Here is a 14,881-nt window from a genome sequence, read left to right on the forward strand (position 1 = left end):
GGCCGGGTAGAAGGCGTGCTCCACCCCGCCCACGTAGATGTAGTTGACCTGGTACTTGGCCAGGAAGCGCAGGGCGCCGTCGATGTCCGTCGTCGTGTAGAAATCCGCCAGGTCGGCGTCGCGCCGCCCGGTGAGGGTCGGGTCGCGCTGCTCATTCTCGTGCAGCGCGCTGATCACCGTGGGCAGGCCGGTGTTCGCGGCGATGCGGATGCCGTAGGCCCGGTAGAACCACAGGTCGGACTGGACGACGATCGGGGTGCCGCTGATCTCGCGGTTGAGCCAGCCGATCGCCGTCGCGTCGCCGCGCAGGTCCACCGTCACCTGACCGACGCCGGGCGGGCAGCCGCCGTAGGCGGCGCAGTCGTAGCCGAAGCTGGTCTGTCGCATAAACGCCAGCCCGTCCAGGGTCGGCCCGGTCTGCACATCAAAGCGGTTGGCCACCCGCGAGAGCGTGGCGGCCAGCGGGTAGACGGCGGCCAGCAGGCCGAGGGCGGCCAGGGCGACGACGCCGGCCGTCTGGGCGGCCTTGCCGCCGAGGCGACGCAGGGCGCGCAGCGAGGCCGGCAGGCTGGCGGCTGCCGCCAGCCCCAGCAGCACCCAGGCCTGCAGGCCGAACTTGAACACCGTGTTCATGCGGAACCAGTCGCCGCCGTCCAGGTGGTCGCGGATATAGATCAGCTCAACGCCCAGCGAGACCGCCCAGGCCACCCAGGCCAGCAGCAGGGTGAACCAGGCCGCCGGGCCGACCCTGCGGCGCAGCAGCACCGCGCCGGCCAGCAGCAGCAGCAGGGCCAGGGCCGCGCGCAGGGCCATGCTCGGCACCGCAATGGCGGCCACGGCCAGGATCGTGGCGAGGCCGATCACGGCCCATCGGCCGAAGGCCGGCGTCCGTGGGAGTCGCATCGTCCGCCAGGCCGCCCCGCCGAGGGCCGGCAGCAAGATCGCCAGCGGCACCCCGAAGACCAGCAGGTAGTCGGGGATAGTCGTCCCACCCGAAAGCGGCACCGCGCCAACCCCGCGCACAAAGGCGAAGTAGCGGTCGAAGAACGGCGCGTACATCACCAATCCGCCCACCGCCACCGCGATCGCCAGCCCCGCCGCCCGTAGGGGCGACCCTATGTGGTCGCCCTTGCGCCACGCCGCCCCCACGATCGCCAGCCCGCCCAGCAGCGCATACGTCGGGAAATCCCACGAGTTCGTCACCGCCAGCGCCCCCAGCGCCAGCGCGAGCAGGGGCGCAGCAGCGCGCGGAGCGCGCTGCTGCGCCCTTACTTCATACGCCACCCCCGCCGCCAGCAGGCCGATCGGCAGGGCGATCATGTGCGGGTGCAGGTCGGCGAAGAGGAAGGTGAAGGCCGGGAACTCGTTGATTGTGAAGGGGATCACCCGGCTCGGCCCGATGTACCAGTCGCCCAGGCGCGCGCCAATCCCGGCCAGCCCGCCGTCGGCCAGGGCCTGCCGCAGCGCCGGCAGCCCGCGCGACCAGCCCGAGGCCACGATCGCCGTCAGGTTGCCGGCCAGCCCGACCAGCCCCGCGCCGACGAGGCCGTAGCGCGCCCTGCCGGTGATCCGCGCGACCACCGCGAAGGCCCCCGCCAGGGTCAGGCCGAGCAGCGTCGCCACCGCCAGGTTGAAGCCCATCGCCGGCTCGATCCCGGTGATCTTCATGGGCAGCGAGACCAGGTAGAGCCCGTAGTAGTAGTAGTTGATGTAGCCGCCGCTGAAGAACGGGTCGTAGGGCGGCATCACCGGGCTGCGCAGGATGGCGTTCAGGAAGCCGAACTCCATCGGCTTCTCGCCGCCCCACACCGGGTGCCAGAGGTCCGGGTTCAGCGCCCGGATGATCGCCATGGCCGCGAAGCCGCCCAGGAAGACCAGCTCGCCGATGATCACGGCGCGGCGCTTGTCGCGGAGCGATGCTCCAGTCGCTCTCAGCCCACCAAGGAATTGAGAATTGAGAATTGAGAATTGAGAATGCTTCGCATTCTCAACTCTCAATTTTTCATTCTCAATTCGCCCCTCCCCGGCGATCAGTGCGGCGACGTTGATCGCCAGCACGATCACCAGCCCGCCCGCCACCCCCCAGGCGTCGTAGCGCCAGAGGCCCAGGCTGGCCGGCAGCCAGACGGCGTAGCCCAGCAGCAGCAGGCCGATCACCTTGGCCCATGCCGCCCCGCCGTCGGCCGCCCGCCCGAAGACCAGGCGGGCCACCGGCATGCCCAGGGCAGCCAGCCCGTAGATCGCCAGCAGCCAGAAGATCGTCGCCGCCCAGGAGCTGCCGCGGGCCAGCCCGTTCCAGGCGTACTCATCCACGGCGGGCAGCTCGTTCACCGGCTCGCGCAGCATCAGCGGCGGCGGCGTGCGCTCGGTCGGCGGGACGAGCGGCACATCGCTGGTCAGCATCTCCGGCCGGCCCACCTTCGTCACCCGGTAGATCGTCGTCTGCCCGCTCTGGAATGCCACTGCCAGATCGCCGCTGGCGACCATGGCGGGGAACTTGGACAGCCCCGCCGCGTCATAGGTCGCCCGCTCCACCCCGCCGACATACAGGTACTCCACGCCGTACTGGTGCAGGTCATCGAGCGCCCGCTGCGGGTCTGGCGTGCTGTAGATCTCGGCCACCGTCTGCTGGCGGGCGGCGATCACCGGGCCGGCCCCCACCACATTGCGCTGCTGCACCTGGTGCCACTCCCAGCCCAGGATGGTCGGCAGGCCGGTGAAGGTCGCGATCCGCCCGGCCCACTGGTAGGAGGGCAGGTGCGCCTCTAGAATAACCGGCGTGCCCGGCACATTCTGCTGGAGCCAGCTGATCGCCGCCGCGTCCTCGTCCAGCGAGTTGCCCTGGCCGTTGCGGGCCTCGCTGATCGTCCGCATAAACGCCGCGCCGTCCAGCGTGTGCGGCGCGCCCGGGTCCCAGCGGTCCGCCAGCCGCGCCGGCGTCGCCGTCAGCGGGTAGACCAGGGCGGCGATGATCAGCAGCGCCAGCGATCCACGTACGCTCCAGATCCCAATGCTCGCCCTTCGAATCCTGTCCCCTGTCCCCTGTCCCCTGTCCCCTACCCAAATCCGCGGCAGCGCCACCGCCGCGCTCAGCGCGAACAGCGTCCAGGCGTGCAGGCCGAACTTGAACACCGTGTTCAGCCGGCCCACATCGCCCTTCACCACCACCAGATCCACCATCGCCAGCAGGCCGATCGCCGCGACGCCCCACAGGATCGGCAGCAGCGACCGCGTCGGCAGGCGGCGCAGCTGCCAGAGCAGCAGCGCGCCGACCGCGAGCATCGGCAGGGTCAGGGACAGCGCCGGCCAGCCCATCAGTGAGCCAATGATCGCGACGATGCTCAGCACCCCGGCCAGCCCGCCGGCGGCCAGCGGCCCGGCCAGGCGCCGGATCAGCAGCAGCCCGGCCGCCGCCGCCACAAAGACCCACAGCCCGTAGAGCTGGATCAGCTCCCAGACACTCGTGCGCTCGGCGGCGAGCAGCCCGCCGAGCAGACCCGGCACGCCCCCGTCGATCAGCGGCGCGACCCCCGAGGACTCGGTGGCGAAGTTCGCCGTGAAGGGCGCGAACAGCAGGTTGCCCACCAGGACGAAGGCCAGCGGCGCGAGGATGCCGGCGGCCATCGCGATCAGCGGCGACCGCGCGGCAGCCCGCTGGAACCGGAAGGTCGCCCAGGCCACCGTGAGCATCGTCAGCCCCACAAAGGTCGGGTAGTCCCAGGTGTTCGTCACCCGGATCGCCCCCGCCAGCAGCCCCATGAGCAGGGTATAGGGGACAGCGGACAGGGTATAGGGCCGCAGCCAGCGCGATCCTATACCCTGTCCCCTGTCCCCTGTCCCCTGTCCCCTGTCCCCTGTCCCCTGTCCCCTGTCCCCTGTCCCCTGTCCCCTCACCCACGCCACCCCCATCCCCAGCAGGGCCAGGCTCAGCGGCATCACGATCATATGGGCGTGCAGGTCGGCGAAGAGGAAGGTGAAGAAGGGGAACTCGTTCACCGTCCCATCGACGATCCGTGTGGCGTCCCAGAAGGCCCACTCGGGCCGGCCCTTCGGCAGCTGCGCGGCGGCGTACCCGCTGAGGTACCAGAAGGCCTGGGCCAGGTTGCCCAGCAGCAGCAGCAGCGCCGGGGCCAGGGCGGCGGCGATGATTGGGGATCGGGGGGCGGGGGTCGGGGATCGGGCTTCTCGGCTCTGAGTCTCATCTTCAGCTTGGCCCCCGATCCCCGATCCCTGACCCCTGATCCCTCCGGGTGCCAGCAGGTTAAACACCACCCCCCACGCCCCTAGCGCCGTCAGGCCGAAGAGCGTCGCCACCGCCAGGTTATAGCCCACGCTCGGCGCGACGCCGCTCAGGTGGATGAGCGCGCCGACGATCACGAAGCCGAAGTAGTAGTAGTTGATGTACCCCCCGGCGTGCCAGGGGTCGTAGGGCGGGAAGGCCGCGCTCTTCAGCACCGCGTTCAGGTAGGCGAAGTCCATCGGCTTCTCGCCGCCCCGCGCCGGGTGCCAGAGGTCCGGGTTGAGCCAGCGCAGCAGCAGGCCGAGCAGCAGGAAGCCCAGGAAGATGCCCTCGGCGCTGAGCAGGGCCGCCCGCCGCTCCCCGGCGAACGCGCGCAGCTCCTCGCGCTGGCGCCAGGCCGCGTAGGCCCCGCCGGCCAGCAGCGGCGCCGCGCAGAGCCAGAGCGTCCCCGGCGTGAAGGGCAGCGGCAGCAGGGGCAGGCCGCCCGCCGCCGCGCTGCCGGCCATGCCCGGCAGCCCCGTGCCGTTGCCCAGGCTGCCCAGCAGCCAGGCCAGGTAGGCCACCCCCAGCAGGCCCAGCGTCTTCGCGATGCTGAATCCTCTGTCCGGCAGTCCCGGCAGCAGCCGGAAGAGCAGCGCGAAGGCCGCCAGCCCCAGCAGCTCCAGCACGGCCACCCAGGACAGCGGCGCGACGGCGGCCCATACCCCCTGGGGGTAGAGGTCGAGCCATGTGCCGCCGGTCGTATAGCGCGGCCACTGGCCCGCCGTCAGCCGCAGGGCCGTCGCGTTGCGGTCGGCCACATTCACCGGCGACTTATACACCTCGCCCCAGATCACCGGCTGGGTGATCAGCTCCTCGGCGCGCTGCCGCGAGTAGGCCGGCGTCTTCTGGAAGATAAGCACGCGCGGGTGATCGTAGACGCTGAAGGCCTCCTCGGCGCCCTGGTCGGGGATCTGCACGCCCAGGATGTTCGGGTACGAAGTCACCTCGGCCGCCAGGGTAAAGCCCAGCGAGCCATCGAACAGGCTGCGGTAGTAGTTCATCAGCGCCGGGTAGCGCATGCGCAGGCGCGAGGTGCTCGCGTAGACCCGGTTGCTGGTCAGGGTGATGTAGTCGGCCTGGTCGAGCTGGTCGAGCAGCCCGTCGTCATACGTGCCGTCGCGGTTATAGGCCCCGACATACTTGCGCGGCTCGTCCTCGGCGTAGGGCGCCGAGCTGATCCCGAAGTAGGTGCCGCCCCAGCTGGCCGGCGTCGACTGGAGCGGCAGCGGGTCGTCCCAGACCTCCGCCATCACCTGCGACCCCGGCGGGGCGTGGTCGGCCAGCCAGCGCGCCGCGATCACCCGCGAGTGCGGCTGGGTGTAGATCCGCGAGAAGGCGTAGGCCCAGCCCAGCGTCAGCAGCAGCACGGCGACGAGCGCCCAGCAGCTATGGGGGAATAGCCAACGTCCGAGTCCCCTGTCCCCTGTCCCCTGTTCCCTGTCCCCTGTTCCCCAGTCCCACAGCCCCACCAGCAGCCACGCCGCGAAGATGATCAGCGCCCCATAGATCGGCAGCAGGTAGCGCATCGTGATCGCGAACTGCGCGCCCTGCCAGCCGAAGTAGAAGCCCACCCACACCCACAATGGTAGGGCCGAAGCATTCTGCGCCCAGCGCCAGCGCGATGGTTCCGGTGCTACTGTGGGCGCAGAATGCTTCGGCCCTACAGATCGCCATACCGACAACACCCCAAACAAGATCCACCCCGCCCACGCGGCGAGCCCCAGGGCCGGCCCCATCCCCCAGAGCACCATGTTCGTCCAGGGGAAGAGGTAGGCCGCCCGGCCGACCCACTGCTGCGAGGGCGGGAAGTCGTACTCGCCGCTCACCAGCCCGCGCACCGTCGTCAGGTTGGCGATGAATCGCGGGTCGGGGCGGAAGTCCAGGTAGCCCTTGCCCTGGAGCAGGCCAATGTCGACGATCCGCGGGCCGACCATCTCCGGCGAGCTGGGCAGCGAGCCGCTGAACGAGTCGGGCGAGAGCGTGCGGAAGGCCAGCAGGGTCAGCGCGCCGGCCAGCATCAGCAGCGGCAGCTCGCGCGTGAGAAATCGGTCGAAGAACTGTTGAATGGTGAATGGTGAATGTTGAATGTTCTGCCGTGAGCGCTGGGCGAATTGGCTGGCGGCGAGCAGGGCCGCCGCCACCGCCACCAGACCCAGCGTGGCCAGGGTGATCCGGTTGGCCATGGCCGCGCCGATGCTCACGCCGAGGGCCGCGTAGCTCAGCCACGAGCCGCCCTGGGCCACCCGCACCGCCCAGTAGAGCGACACCAGGGCGAAGAAGGTCGAGAAGATCGGGTCCACAAAGAAGTGGCTCTGCTGGATCGGCATCACCGAGAGGGCCAGCAGCGCGGCGGCCAGCAGGCCCACCCGCGCGTCGAAGAGCCGCCGGGCGATCAGGAAGACCATCAGGATCGAGCCGAGGTCGAACAGCATCGCCAGCGTGCGGCCGACCTTGACGATCTCGCCGTAGCCCGTCAGGTTCACGCCGTCCGGGTTGAGCAGGGCGATCAGCGGGCCGATCTTCGGGATGGCCCGCTCGGGGTTGTCCACCAGCGGGCCGAAGTCGGTGCGCGTCTCGTTGGGGGCGCTCGGGTCGGCCCCCATGCGCGGCGGCCCCGCGATGCCGCGCACCTGCTCGGGCAGCGCCTCGTTCGGGGTCAGCGCGGCGGCCACAAAGCGGGTGGCGTAGATCGGGAAGGGGCCGTAGACAAACATCGGGAACTGGTTGTAGCTGCGCGGGTTCAGCGGCGAGCGCGCCGAGTCGTACAGCTCGCCCAGCCCTGAGGGCAGATGCACATTCGAGGCGACATCGGTGAAGAAGCGCTCGTCGGGGTGCTGGCCCGTCCCGTCATCCCAGTCCGTCAGGCTCAGCGTGCGGAAGTATGCGCCGACGAGCAGGATGCCGATCAGCAGGATCCAGACGGTCGGCGTGCGACGTGGCCCGCGGGCGCGGGCGGGGGGCGATTGGCTCTCCACAATACCCCACACTCGATATGCGAGCGGCGGCCGCCGCCGCCGCTCGCATATCAAGATAGCTGATGATCATGCGCCACGCCGGCCCCGGCCGTGCGCTGCGACGTATGCCTATTGTACCGATTCTTGGGAGATGATGTCGAGGCCAATCATTGTGCAGCCCGGCCAGATGATACCATACCCGAAAACTGGTGCAATTCCTTGACACCGTGAGAATCGACGTGCTATACTCCGGGTGCAAGATACGATAGTAAACACTAATGAAATGGCCCCCGCCACGTGATAAGCATCGAGCGCAAAGAGCAGGGCACAACCCGGCAGAGCATCCTCCAGCTGTTGCGCCGGCACGGTCAGATGACCGCGCTGGAGCTGAGCGAGGCGCTGTGCATCGGCGCCGTGGGCGTGCGCCAGCACCTCGCTATGCTTGAGCGCGACGGGCTGGTGGATATCGCCGGGCTGCGCCGCAGCGTCGGCAGGCCGAGCAACCTCTACGCGCTCACCCCCGAGGCCGAGGATCACTTCCCCAAGCGCTACGATAGCATCGCCCTCGACCTGATCGACTACGTGGCCGAGTCTGGCGGCGAGGTCGCCGTGGGGGCGCTCTTCGACCGTCGCCGTGCGGCGATGGCACACGAGTTGCAACCTCGCCTCGCAGGCAAGGCTCGCGCCGAGCAGGTCTCTGCGCTGGCCGCCATCCTCGTTGAGCAGGGCTATATGTGCGAGTGCGAGCAGCTTGCGGACGGATCCTTCGTGCTCACCGAGTACAACTGTCCGATCGACTGCGTCGCGCGGCGTCACCCGCAGCTCTGCTCCCAGGAGCTTCAGCTCTACGAGGATCTGATCGGCGCGCCGATCCAGTGCGAGAGCACCATCGCCCAGGGCAGCCACTGCTGCCGCTACCGTATCTCCGCCTGACGGACTCTTGTCATATGTATGGTGGCGTATGTCAGCTTTGCTGAAATATGCCACCATGCACATGATCATTTCGCGGGCCTGAGGCCCCACCTTTGTATGACTGAAGGAGAACCACAATGGCGTTCGAACTCCCGGCGCTTCCGTACGACTACACCGCCCTCGAACCCCACATCGACGAGGCGACGATGCACTTCCACCACGACAACCATCACAACGCCTATGTCACCAACCTGAACAACGCGCTGGCCAAGTACCCCGACCTGGCCGGCAAGAGCCTCGCCGAGCTGCTCGGCAACCTCGACGCCGTCCCCGAGGACATCCGCGCCGCGGTGCGCAATAACGGCGGCGGCCACGCCAACCACAGCCTGTTCTGGGAGATCATGGGCCCGAACGCCGGCGGCGAGCCGACCGGCGACCTGGCCGCCGCGATCAGCGCGGCCTTCGGCAGCTTCGCCGAGTTCAAGGACAAGTTTAAGGCCGCCGGCACCGGCCGCTTCGGCTCCGGCTGGGCCTGGCTGGTCGCCGCTAAGGACGGCAGCGTCTCGGTCATGAGCACGCCCAACCAGGACACCCCGGTGATGGAGGGCAAGACGCCCATCCTCGGCCTGGATGTTTGGGAGCACGCCTACTACCTGAAGTACCAGTTCAAGCGCCCCGGCTATATCGACGCCTGGTGGAACGTGGTCAACTGGGCCAAGGTGGCCGAGCTCTACGCCGCCGCCAAGGGGTAGCACTGAGGCACTGAGGCGCTGAGGCACTGAGGCTACGCCATCGAGCTGAAGGTCGGCGCGGATGTGTGTAGCACTGAGGCGCTGAGGCGCTGAGGCGCTGAGGCGGTGAATCGAAGGGGGGCGCGGCGATAGCCGCGCCCCCCCCCCTTTTTGACTCGCCCGACGTTAGTTGAGCAGGCTCTTGCAGTAGGATACGACAAATGGCAGAAATCTCGGCTTTCCCTGACTCCTGACTCCTGACCCCTGACCCCTGACCCCTGGCTTTACCAGCCCCAGCTGCCGGGGCCGCCCTTGAAGGGGCCGACGATCTCGCTGGTGATCCAGCCGCCGTAGAACTCGCCCGGCTGCGGCGTGACGCGCTCCTCGCCCACGTAGCAGGCGTCCATCGGCCCGGCGTAGAAGGAGACGTAGCTCGCCAGCGGGGCGAAGGCCGGCGTCGGACTCGGGTAGCACCAGGCCACATCCTCGACGCTGCGCCCGCCCACCGTCAGCGTGTAGTATGCCGCGCGGCCCTTCCACTCGCAGAGGCTGCTGCGCGCAGTGCGCCGCAGGTGCTGCATCTGGATGTCGGCCGGCGGGATGTAGTAGCCCGGCGGGTGGCTCGTCTCCAGCACCCGGTAGGCGCCGTGCGTGTTCACGATCTCCACCCCGTTGAAGATGATCCGGATAGTGCGGCTGACCGGCTCTAGACGCGGTGGGCGCGGGTAGTCCCACACGCTCTCCTGGCCGGGGCCGGGCGCGATGCGCTTGATCATAGTAGGCGCTCCTTCATGTGTCCGTAGCGATGGCTGGCCACGTGCGCGGCCCGCGATGGCCGCCCTCCCTCTCATTATACGCACCCTTATGCGCGCTGGCCCGGTATATCTTCCGAGGTGCGGCGCGGCTGTCGCGGAGAAAAAACGCTTGTGCTAGGCGAACCGGCGTGCTATAATAGAACGCATGTCCGAGGCCGGCCCGTCGCGTTGACAGGGCACCTCCCCTATAGTAGAGTAATGAAGGAGCAAGCACGAGTGAGTACACTAAACGGAGGAGCGCCCGCAATGGCTATCTCGCCTGAGAAGGAGAAAGCCCTCGCCGCGGCCATGACGCAGATCGACCGCAAGTTTGGCAAGGGCTCGATCATGAAGATGGGCGAGGCCAACCCGCGGTTCACGATCGAGGTCATCCCGACGGGCGCGATCGCCCTGGACATCGCGCTCGGCGTGGGCGGCCTGCCCCGCGGCCGCGTGATCGAGATCTTCGGCCCCGAGAGCAGCGGCAAGACGACTCTGGCCCAGCATATTATCGCCGAGGCCCAGAAGATCGGCGGCCTGTGCGCGTTCATCGACGCCGAGCACGCCTTCGACCCGATCTACGCCAAGCGCTGCGGCGTCAACATCGACGACCTGCTGGTCTCCCAGCCCGACACCGGCGAGCAGGCTCTGGAGATCTGCGAGACCCTGGTGCGCTCCAACGCCCTGGACGTGATCGTGATCGACTCGGTGGCCGCCCTGGTGCCCCGCGCCGAGATCGAGGGCGACATGGGCGACTCGCTGCCCGGCCTCCAGGCCCGCCTGATGAGCCAGGCCCTGCGCAAGCTCTCCGGCGCGATCAACAAGAGCCGCACCGCCGTGATCTTCCTCAACCAGCTGCGCATGAAGATCGGCGTGATGTTTGGCTCCCCCGAGACAACCACCGGCGGCCAGGCGCTGAAGTTCTACGCCTCGGTGCGCCTGGACATCCGTCGCATCGAGACACTCAAGCAGGGCCAGGAGGCGATCGGCGCCCGCGCCCGCGTCAAGGTGATCAAGAACAAGGTCGCCCCGCCCTTCCGCCAGGCCGAGTTCGACATCCTCGCCAACGAGGGTATCTCCCGCGAGGGCAACATCATGGATGTCGGCGTCGAGCTGGGGATCATCCGCAAGAGCGGCGCATGGTTCTACCTCGGTGAGGATCGCCTCGGCCAGGGGCGCGAGAATGTGCGCGAGTTCCTCAAGGAGAACAAGGCCCTCACCGACGAGATCGAGCGCCTCGTGAAGGCCCAGGCCCTGAGCACCGTCAAGGCCGCCGCCATCCCCGCCGCCGCCGCTGATGATGATGATGACGACGGCCTCTTTGAAGAGTAGCGGGGAAATCGGAAAGCCGAAAGCTGAAAGCTGAAACGGCGCGCTACTGGCGTAGCACTTTCAGCTTTCAGCTTTCGGCTTTCAGCTTTTAGAAATGCCCACAGGTACGATCACCGCCCTCCGCGCCCAGGCCAACAGCAGCCAGCGCGTCAACGTGTTTCTCGACGGCGAGTTCGCTATCGGGGTCAGCCTCAACACCCTGGCCCGCGAGGGGCTCGCCGTCGGCCTACTGATCGACGACGAGACCTGGGCGCGCATCGAGGCCACCGAGCAGGCCGACAGGGCCCTCCAGGCCGGCATGCGCCTGATTGAGGTCCGCCCTCGCTCGATAGCTGAGCTGCGCCAGCGCCTGCGCCGCAAAGAGCTCCCCCCGCCCGCTATCGACTACGCCATCGCCCGGCTCTCTGAGATCGGCCTGCTCGACGACGCCGCCTTCAGCCAGCAGTGGGTCGATAACCGCCGGGCCTTCCGCCCGCGCGGCAGCCTCGCCCTGCGCGATGAGCTGCGCCGCAAGGGTGTCCCCCGCGCCCTGATCGACGCCGCCCTCGCCGTCGATGAGGACGACGCCGGGGAGGCCGCCGAGCAGGAGCGGCAGCGCGCCCGCGACCTCGCCCGCCGCGCGCTGGGCCGCTACGCCACATCCCCCGACCGCTTCACCTTCCAGCGCAAGCTTGGCTCCTACCTCCAGCGCCGTGGCTTCACCTTTGAGATCATCCGCCCCATCCTTGATGATCTCTGGGCCGAGCTGCGTGACGCGGCAGATGTGCGTGACGAAGGAGAAGTATAGCGCAGACACAGCCAGCCATGCGCCTGTGCGCACAATCGACAATCGTATGCCCCTGGCATATATCTTGCCCGAAAGCTGTCGCAGCGACCGCGCACTCTTCGTGTAGAATTGATATAATACTGCCCGAAAAAGGAGACCTCCTGTGCCCGATGTTCAGTACCTTGGCCACTCCTGCTTCCGCCTGCGTGGGCGTGATGGCACCGTCCTCTGCGACCCCTACAGCCGCTCGATCGGCATGGATCTCGGCCGCCCCTCCGCGCATATCATCACCGTCAGCCACGATCACGCCGACCATAACTTTGTCGCTGGCGTCAAGCCGCTGCGCGAGAAGATGTTCGTGATCGATGGCCCCGGCGAGTACGAGGTCAGCGGCGTGCTGATCACCGGCGTCCGCACCGCCCACGACGCCAACAAGGGCGCCGACCGCGGATTCAACACGGTCTTCGTCATCCACCTCGACGATGTCGTCTTCTGTCACCTCGGCGACCTCGGCCACGAGCTGACCCAGGCCCAGCTTGAGGAGATCGGCAACGTCGATGTGCTCTTCGTGCCGGTCGGCGGCGGCGAGACGATCGGCCCCGCCGAGGCAAACGGCGTGATCAGCCAGATCGAGCCGAAGATCGTCATCCCCATGCACTTCGCCTCGGCGCAGCTCTCGTTTGAGTACGACCTGCTGCCCCTGGAGAAGTTCACCCACGAGCGCGGGATCAAAGAGATCGTCCCGGTAGACAAGCTCGCCGTCACCACGGCGAACCTGCCCGCCGAGAGCGAGGATACGCGCGTGGTGATCCTGCGGGCGGTGAAGGAGTGACGTGGGTGGCGATCATGACACATTGATGACAGGCGTCAATTAGCGGTAAAAGCCTCGGTGATGTGCGTTTGTATCTATAACTTGTCGCCCATAGAGGAAAACGCAGGCTGCTGCACAGCAATGCGCGAAACCTCAACACGCCGAACGCGTTTGAGGAAGCCACGAGGGCCACACAACCGTCTTTATGGCTGATGTGCATCTGTTCATGAAACGTATTGGAACAATCACTCGCCTGATGCGGACGTTTGTGTGGGTCGGTGCAGCCGTTCGGTTGCCCGACCCACGTTTTATTTAGGCCTATCGGCTGTAGTGGGCGGCTCACGATCCACTCCAGAGACAGTAGTAGAGCGCATGTGCAGGCGGGCAGTTAGTGATATCCACACAAGGAGATTGGCGAGCATGGCGAAGTACATCTTTGTAACGGGTGGTGTGGTTTCCTCAGTCGGTAAGGGCATTAGCGTCGCCTCTATCGGGCGCCTGCTCAAAAGCCGCGGCCTGCGCGTGTCGGTGCTGAAGCTCGACCCCTACCTGAACGTCGACCCGGGCACGATGTCGCCCTATCAGCACGGCGAGGTCTTTGTGACGGAGGATGGCGCCGAGACCGACCTTGACCTCGGGCACTACGAGCGCTTCATCGATGAGAACCTCTCGCGCCTGAGCAATGTGACGACCGGCCAGATCTACTCGGCGGTGATCCAGAAGGAGCGCCGCGGCGACTACCTGGGCGGGACGATCCAGGTGATCCCGCACATCACCGATGAGATCAAGTCGCGCATCGCCGCCGTCGGCAAGAGCTGCGACGCCGATGTGGTGATCGTCGAGATCGGCGGCACCGTCGGCGATATCGAGAGCCTGCCCTTTCTGGAGGCCATCCGCCAGATGCGGAAGGAGTATGGCCGCGACAACGTGCTCTACATCCACGTCACCCTGCTACCACACATCGGCTCGACCGATGAGCTGAAGACCAAGCCCACCCAGCACTCGGTCATGGCCCTGCGCGGCGTCGGCATCACCGCCGATGTGATCCTCTGCCGGGCCGACTTCGCCATCTCCGAGGATATCCGCGACAAGGTGGCCTTCTTCGCCGACGTGGACACCCGCGCGGTCATCCCGGTGCAGACGGTGGACTCGATCTACGAGGTGCCCCTGGTGCTTGAGGAGGCCGGCCTCGGCGAGTATCTCTGCGACCGGCTCGACCTCGGCTGTAGCACCCCCGACCTGACCGAGTGGCTGGAGCTGGTCCAGCTGATCAAGCAGCCGAAGCGCGTGGTGACGGTGGCGCTGGTCGGCAAGTACGTGGAGCTGCGCGACGCTTACATCAGCGTGGTGGAGGCCCTGCGCCACGCCGGGCTGCACCAGGAGCTCGACATCGACATTCGCTGGGTGTCGTCCGAGCAGGTTGAGCGTGAGGGGCCGGAGCGGTTGCTGGCGAACGTGTACGGCATCGTCGTCCCGGGCGGCTTCGGCGACCGCGGCATCGAGGGCAAGATCATGGCAGCCGAGTACGCCCGCACGAACGAGATCCCCTACCTGGGGCTGTGCCTGGGCATGCAGTGCGCCACGATCGCCTTCGCCCGCCAGCTCATGGGCAACAATGAGGCGAACAGCACCGAGTTTGACCCGAACACCCCGCACCCGGTGATCGACCTGATGTCCGATCAGCGCGACGTGACCGAGAAGGGCGGCACGATGCGCCTGGGCGTCTACCCCTGCACGCTCGTCCCCGGCACGCGGGCGGCCGCCGCCTATGGCGTCGGCGAGGTGATGGAGCGCCACCGCCACCGCTTCGAGTTCAACAACAAGTACCGCGCCCTGCTTGAGGAGGCCGGCTTCGTGGTCAGCGGCCACTCGCCGGACAACCGCCTGGTCGAGATCATCGAGCTGCGCGACCACCCCTGGTTCGTGGGCAGCCAGTTCCACCCCGAGTTCCTGTCGCGACCGAGCCAGCCCCACCCGCTGTTCCGCGAGTTTGTGGCCGCCGCCGCCCGCACCCTGCGCGCCGGCGAGGTGCAGCAGCTGCGCCTGGGCGACTCGGAGGAGACTCAGGCCGTGCGGGCCTGGGTGGCGATGGAGATGTCGTAGGACTGTAGCGATTCTTGTGCCCAGCAGACACATCCTGCACTGATGGTGCTGCGGCGCGGCGTAGCCGCGCCGCAGCACCATCAGTGTTTTTGTTCGCGCGAATAAGCCCTGGGTGAACCTGTGCGCAGAGGTGTGCCTCAGCTCGCGGCTGAAGCCGCGTCGCGGGGGCCTGCGGCCGACCGCCCACCTTCGTGGG

8 protein-coding genes are annotated in these 14,881 nt (G+C 67.7%); 6 read left to right on the forward strand and 2 right to left on the reverse strand.

Annotated elements, in window-relative coordinates:
• Positions 1–7,257, reverse strand: a 7,257-nt coding sequence (locus K2Z83_RS09065; protein WP_370650113.1) for a DUF2298 domain-containing protein, incomplete at its 3' end; no start/stop codon positions are given.
• Between the two features lie 276 nt (positions 7,258–7,533).
• On the opposite strand from K2Z83_RS09065, the gene K2Z83_RS09070 reads away from it, so the two are divergent.
• Both K2Z83_RS09070 and K2Z83_RS09075 read left to right on the forward strand, forming a co-directional pair.
• Positions 7,534–8,169, forward strand: coding sequence for a helix-turn-helix transcriptional regulator (locus K2Z83_RS09070; protein ID WP_370650115.1), 636 nt, complete (start codon positions 7,534–7,536; stop codon positions 8,167–8,169).
• A gap of 116 nt (positions 8,170–8,285) precedes the next feature.
• Positions 8,286–8,900, forward strand: coding sequence for a superoxide dismutase (locus K2Z83_RS09075; protein ID WP_220594854.1), 615 nt, complete (start codon positions 8,286–8,288; stop codon positions 8,898–8,900).
• Between the two features lie 263 nt (positions 8,901–9,163).
• Here the strand turns inward: K2Z83_RS09075 and K2Z83_RS09080 are convergent, their stop codons facing one another.
• Positions 9,164–9,655, reverse strand: a complete 492-nt coding sequence (locus tag K2Z83_RS09080) for a DUF427 domain-containing protein (protein WP_220594855.1) — start codon at positions 9,653–9,655, stop codon at positions 9,164–9,166.
• A gap of 285 nt (positions 9,656–9,940) precedes the next feature.
• Between K2Z83_RS09080 and recA the strand changes: the two genes are divergently transcribed.
• From recA to K2Z83_RS09100, 4 genes are all read left to right on the forward strand, one after another.
• Positions 9,941–11,005 carry a recombinase RecA gene (gene recA / locus K2Z83_RS09085; protein WP_220594856.1) on the forward strand — a complete coding sequence of 355 codons (1,065 nt, stop codon included), beginning with the start codon at positions 9,941–9,943 and terminating at the stop codon, positions 11,003–11,005.
• Between the two features lie 94 nt (positions 11,006–11,099).
• A complete protein-coding gene (locus K2Z83_RS09090; RefSeq protein ID WP_220594857.1) occupies positions 11,100–11,792 on the forward strand; it encodes a regulatory protein RecX in 693 nt (230 codons plus the stop codon).
• Between the two features lie 142 nt (positions 11,793–11,934).
• A complete protein-coding gene (locus K2Z83_RS09095; protein ID WP_220594858.1) occupies positions 11,935–12,603 on the forward strand; it encodes an MBL fold metallo-hydrolase in 669 nt (222 codons plus the stop codon).
• Between the two features lie 399 nt (positions 12,604–13,002).
• Entirely contained in the window at positions 13,003–14,685 is a 1,683-nt protein-coding gene (locus tag K2Z83_RS09100) for a CTP synthase (RefSeq protein ID WP_220594859.1), read from the forward strand.
• Positions 14,686–14,881: the final 196 nt, after the last annotated feature.

Source organism: Oscillochloris sp. ZM17-4 (assembly GCF_019599295.1).
In the GTDB taxonomy this organism is placed as follows: Bacteria; Chloroflexota; Chloroflexia; order Chloroflexales; family Chloroflexaceae; genus Oscillochloris.

Excerpts from the sequence above, each read along its gene's own strand:
- K2Z83_RS09075 (WP_220594854.1), top strand. The coding sequence starts at position 8,286 with ATGGCGTTCGAACTCCCGGCGCTTCCGTACGACTACACCGCCCTCGAA.
- K2Z83_RS09080 (WP_220594855.1), bottom strand. The coding sequence starts at position 9,655 with ATGATCAAGCGCATCGCGCCCGGCCCCGGCCAGGAGAGCGTGTGGGAC.
- recA (WP_220594856.1), top strand. The coding sequence starts at position 9,941 with ATGGCTATCTCGCCTGAGAAGGAGAAAGCCCTCGCCGCGGCCATGACG.
- K2Z83_RS09090 (WP_220594857.1), top strand. The coding sequence starts at position 11,100 with ATGCCCACAGGTACGATCACCGCCCTCCGCGCCCAGGCCAACAGCAGC.
- K2Z83_RS09100 (WP_220594859.1), top strand. The coding sequence starts at position 13,003 with ATGGCGAAGTACATCTTTGTAACGGGTGGTGTGGTTTCCTCAGTCGGT.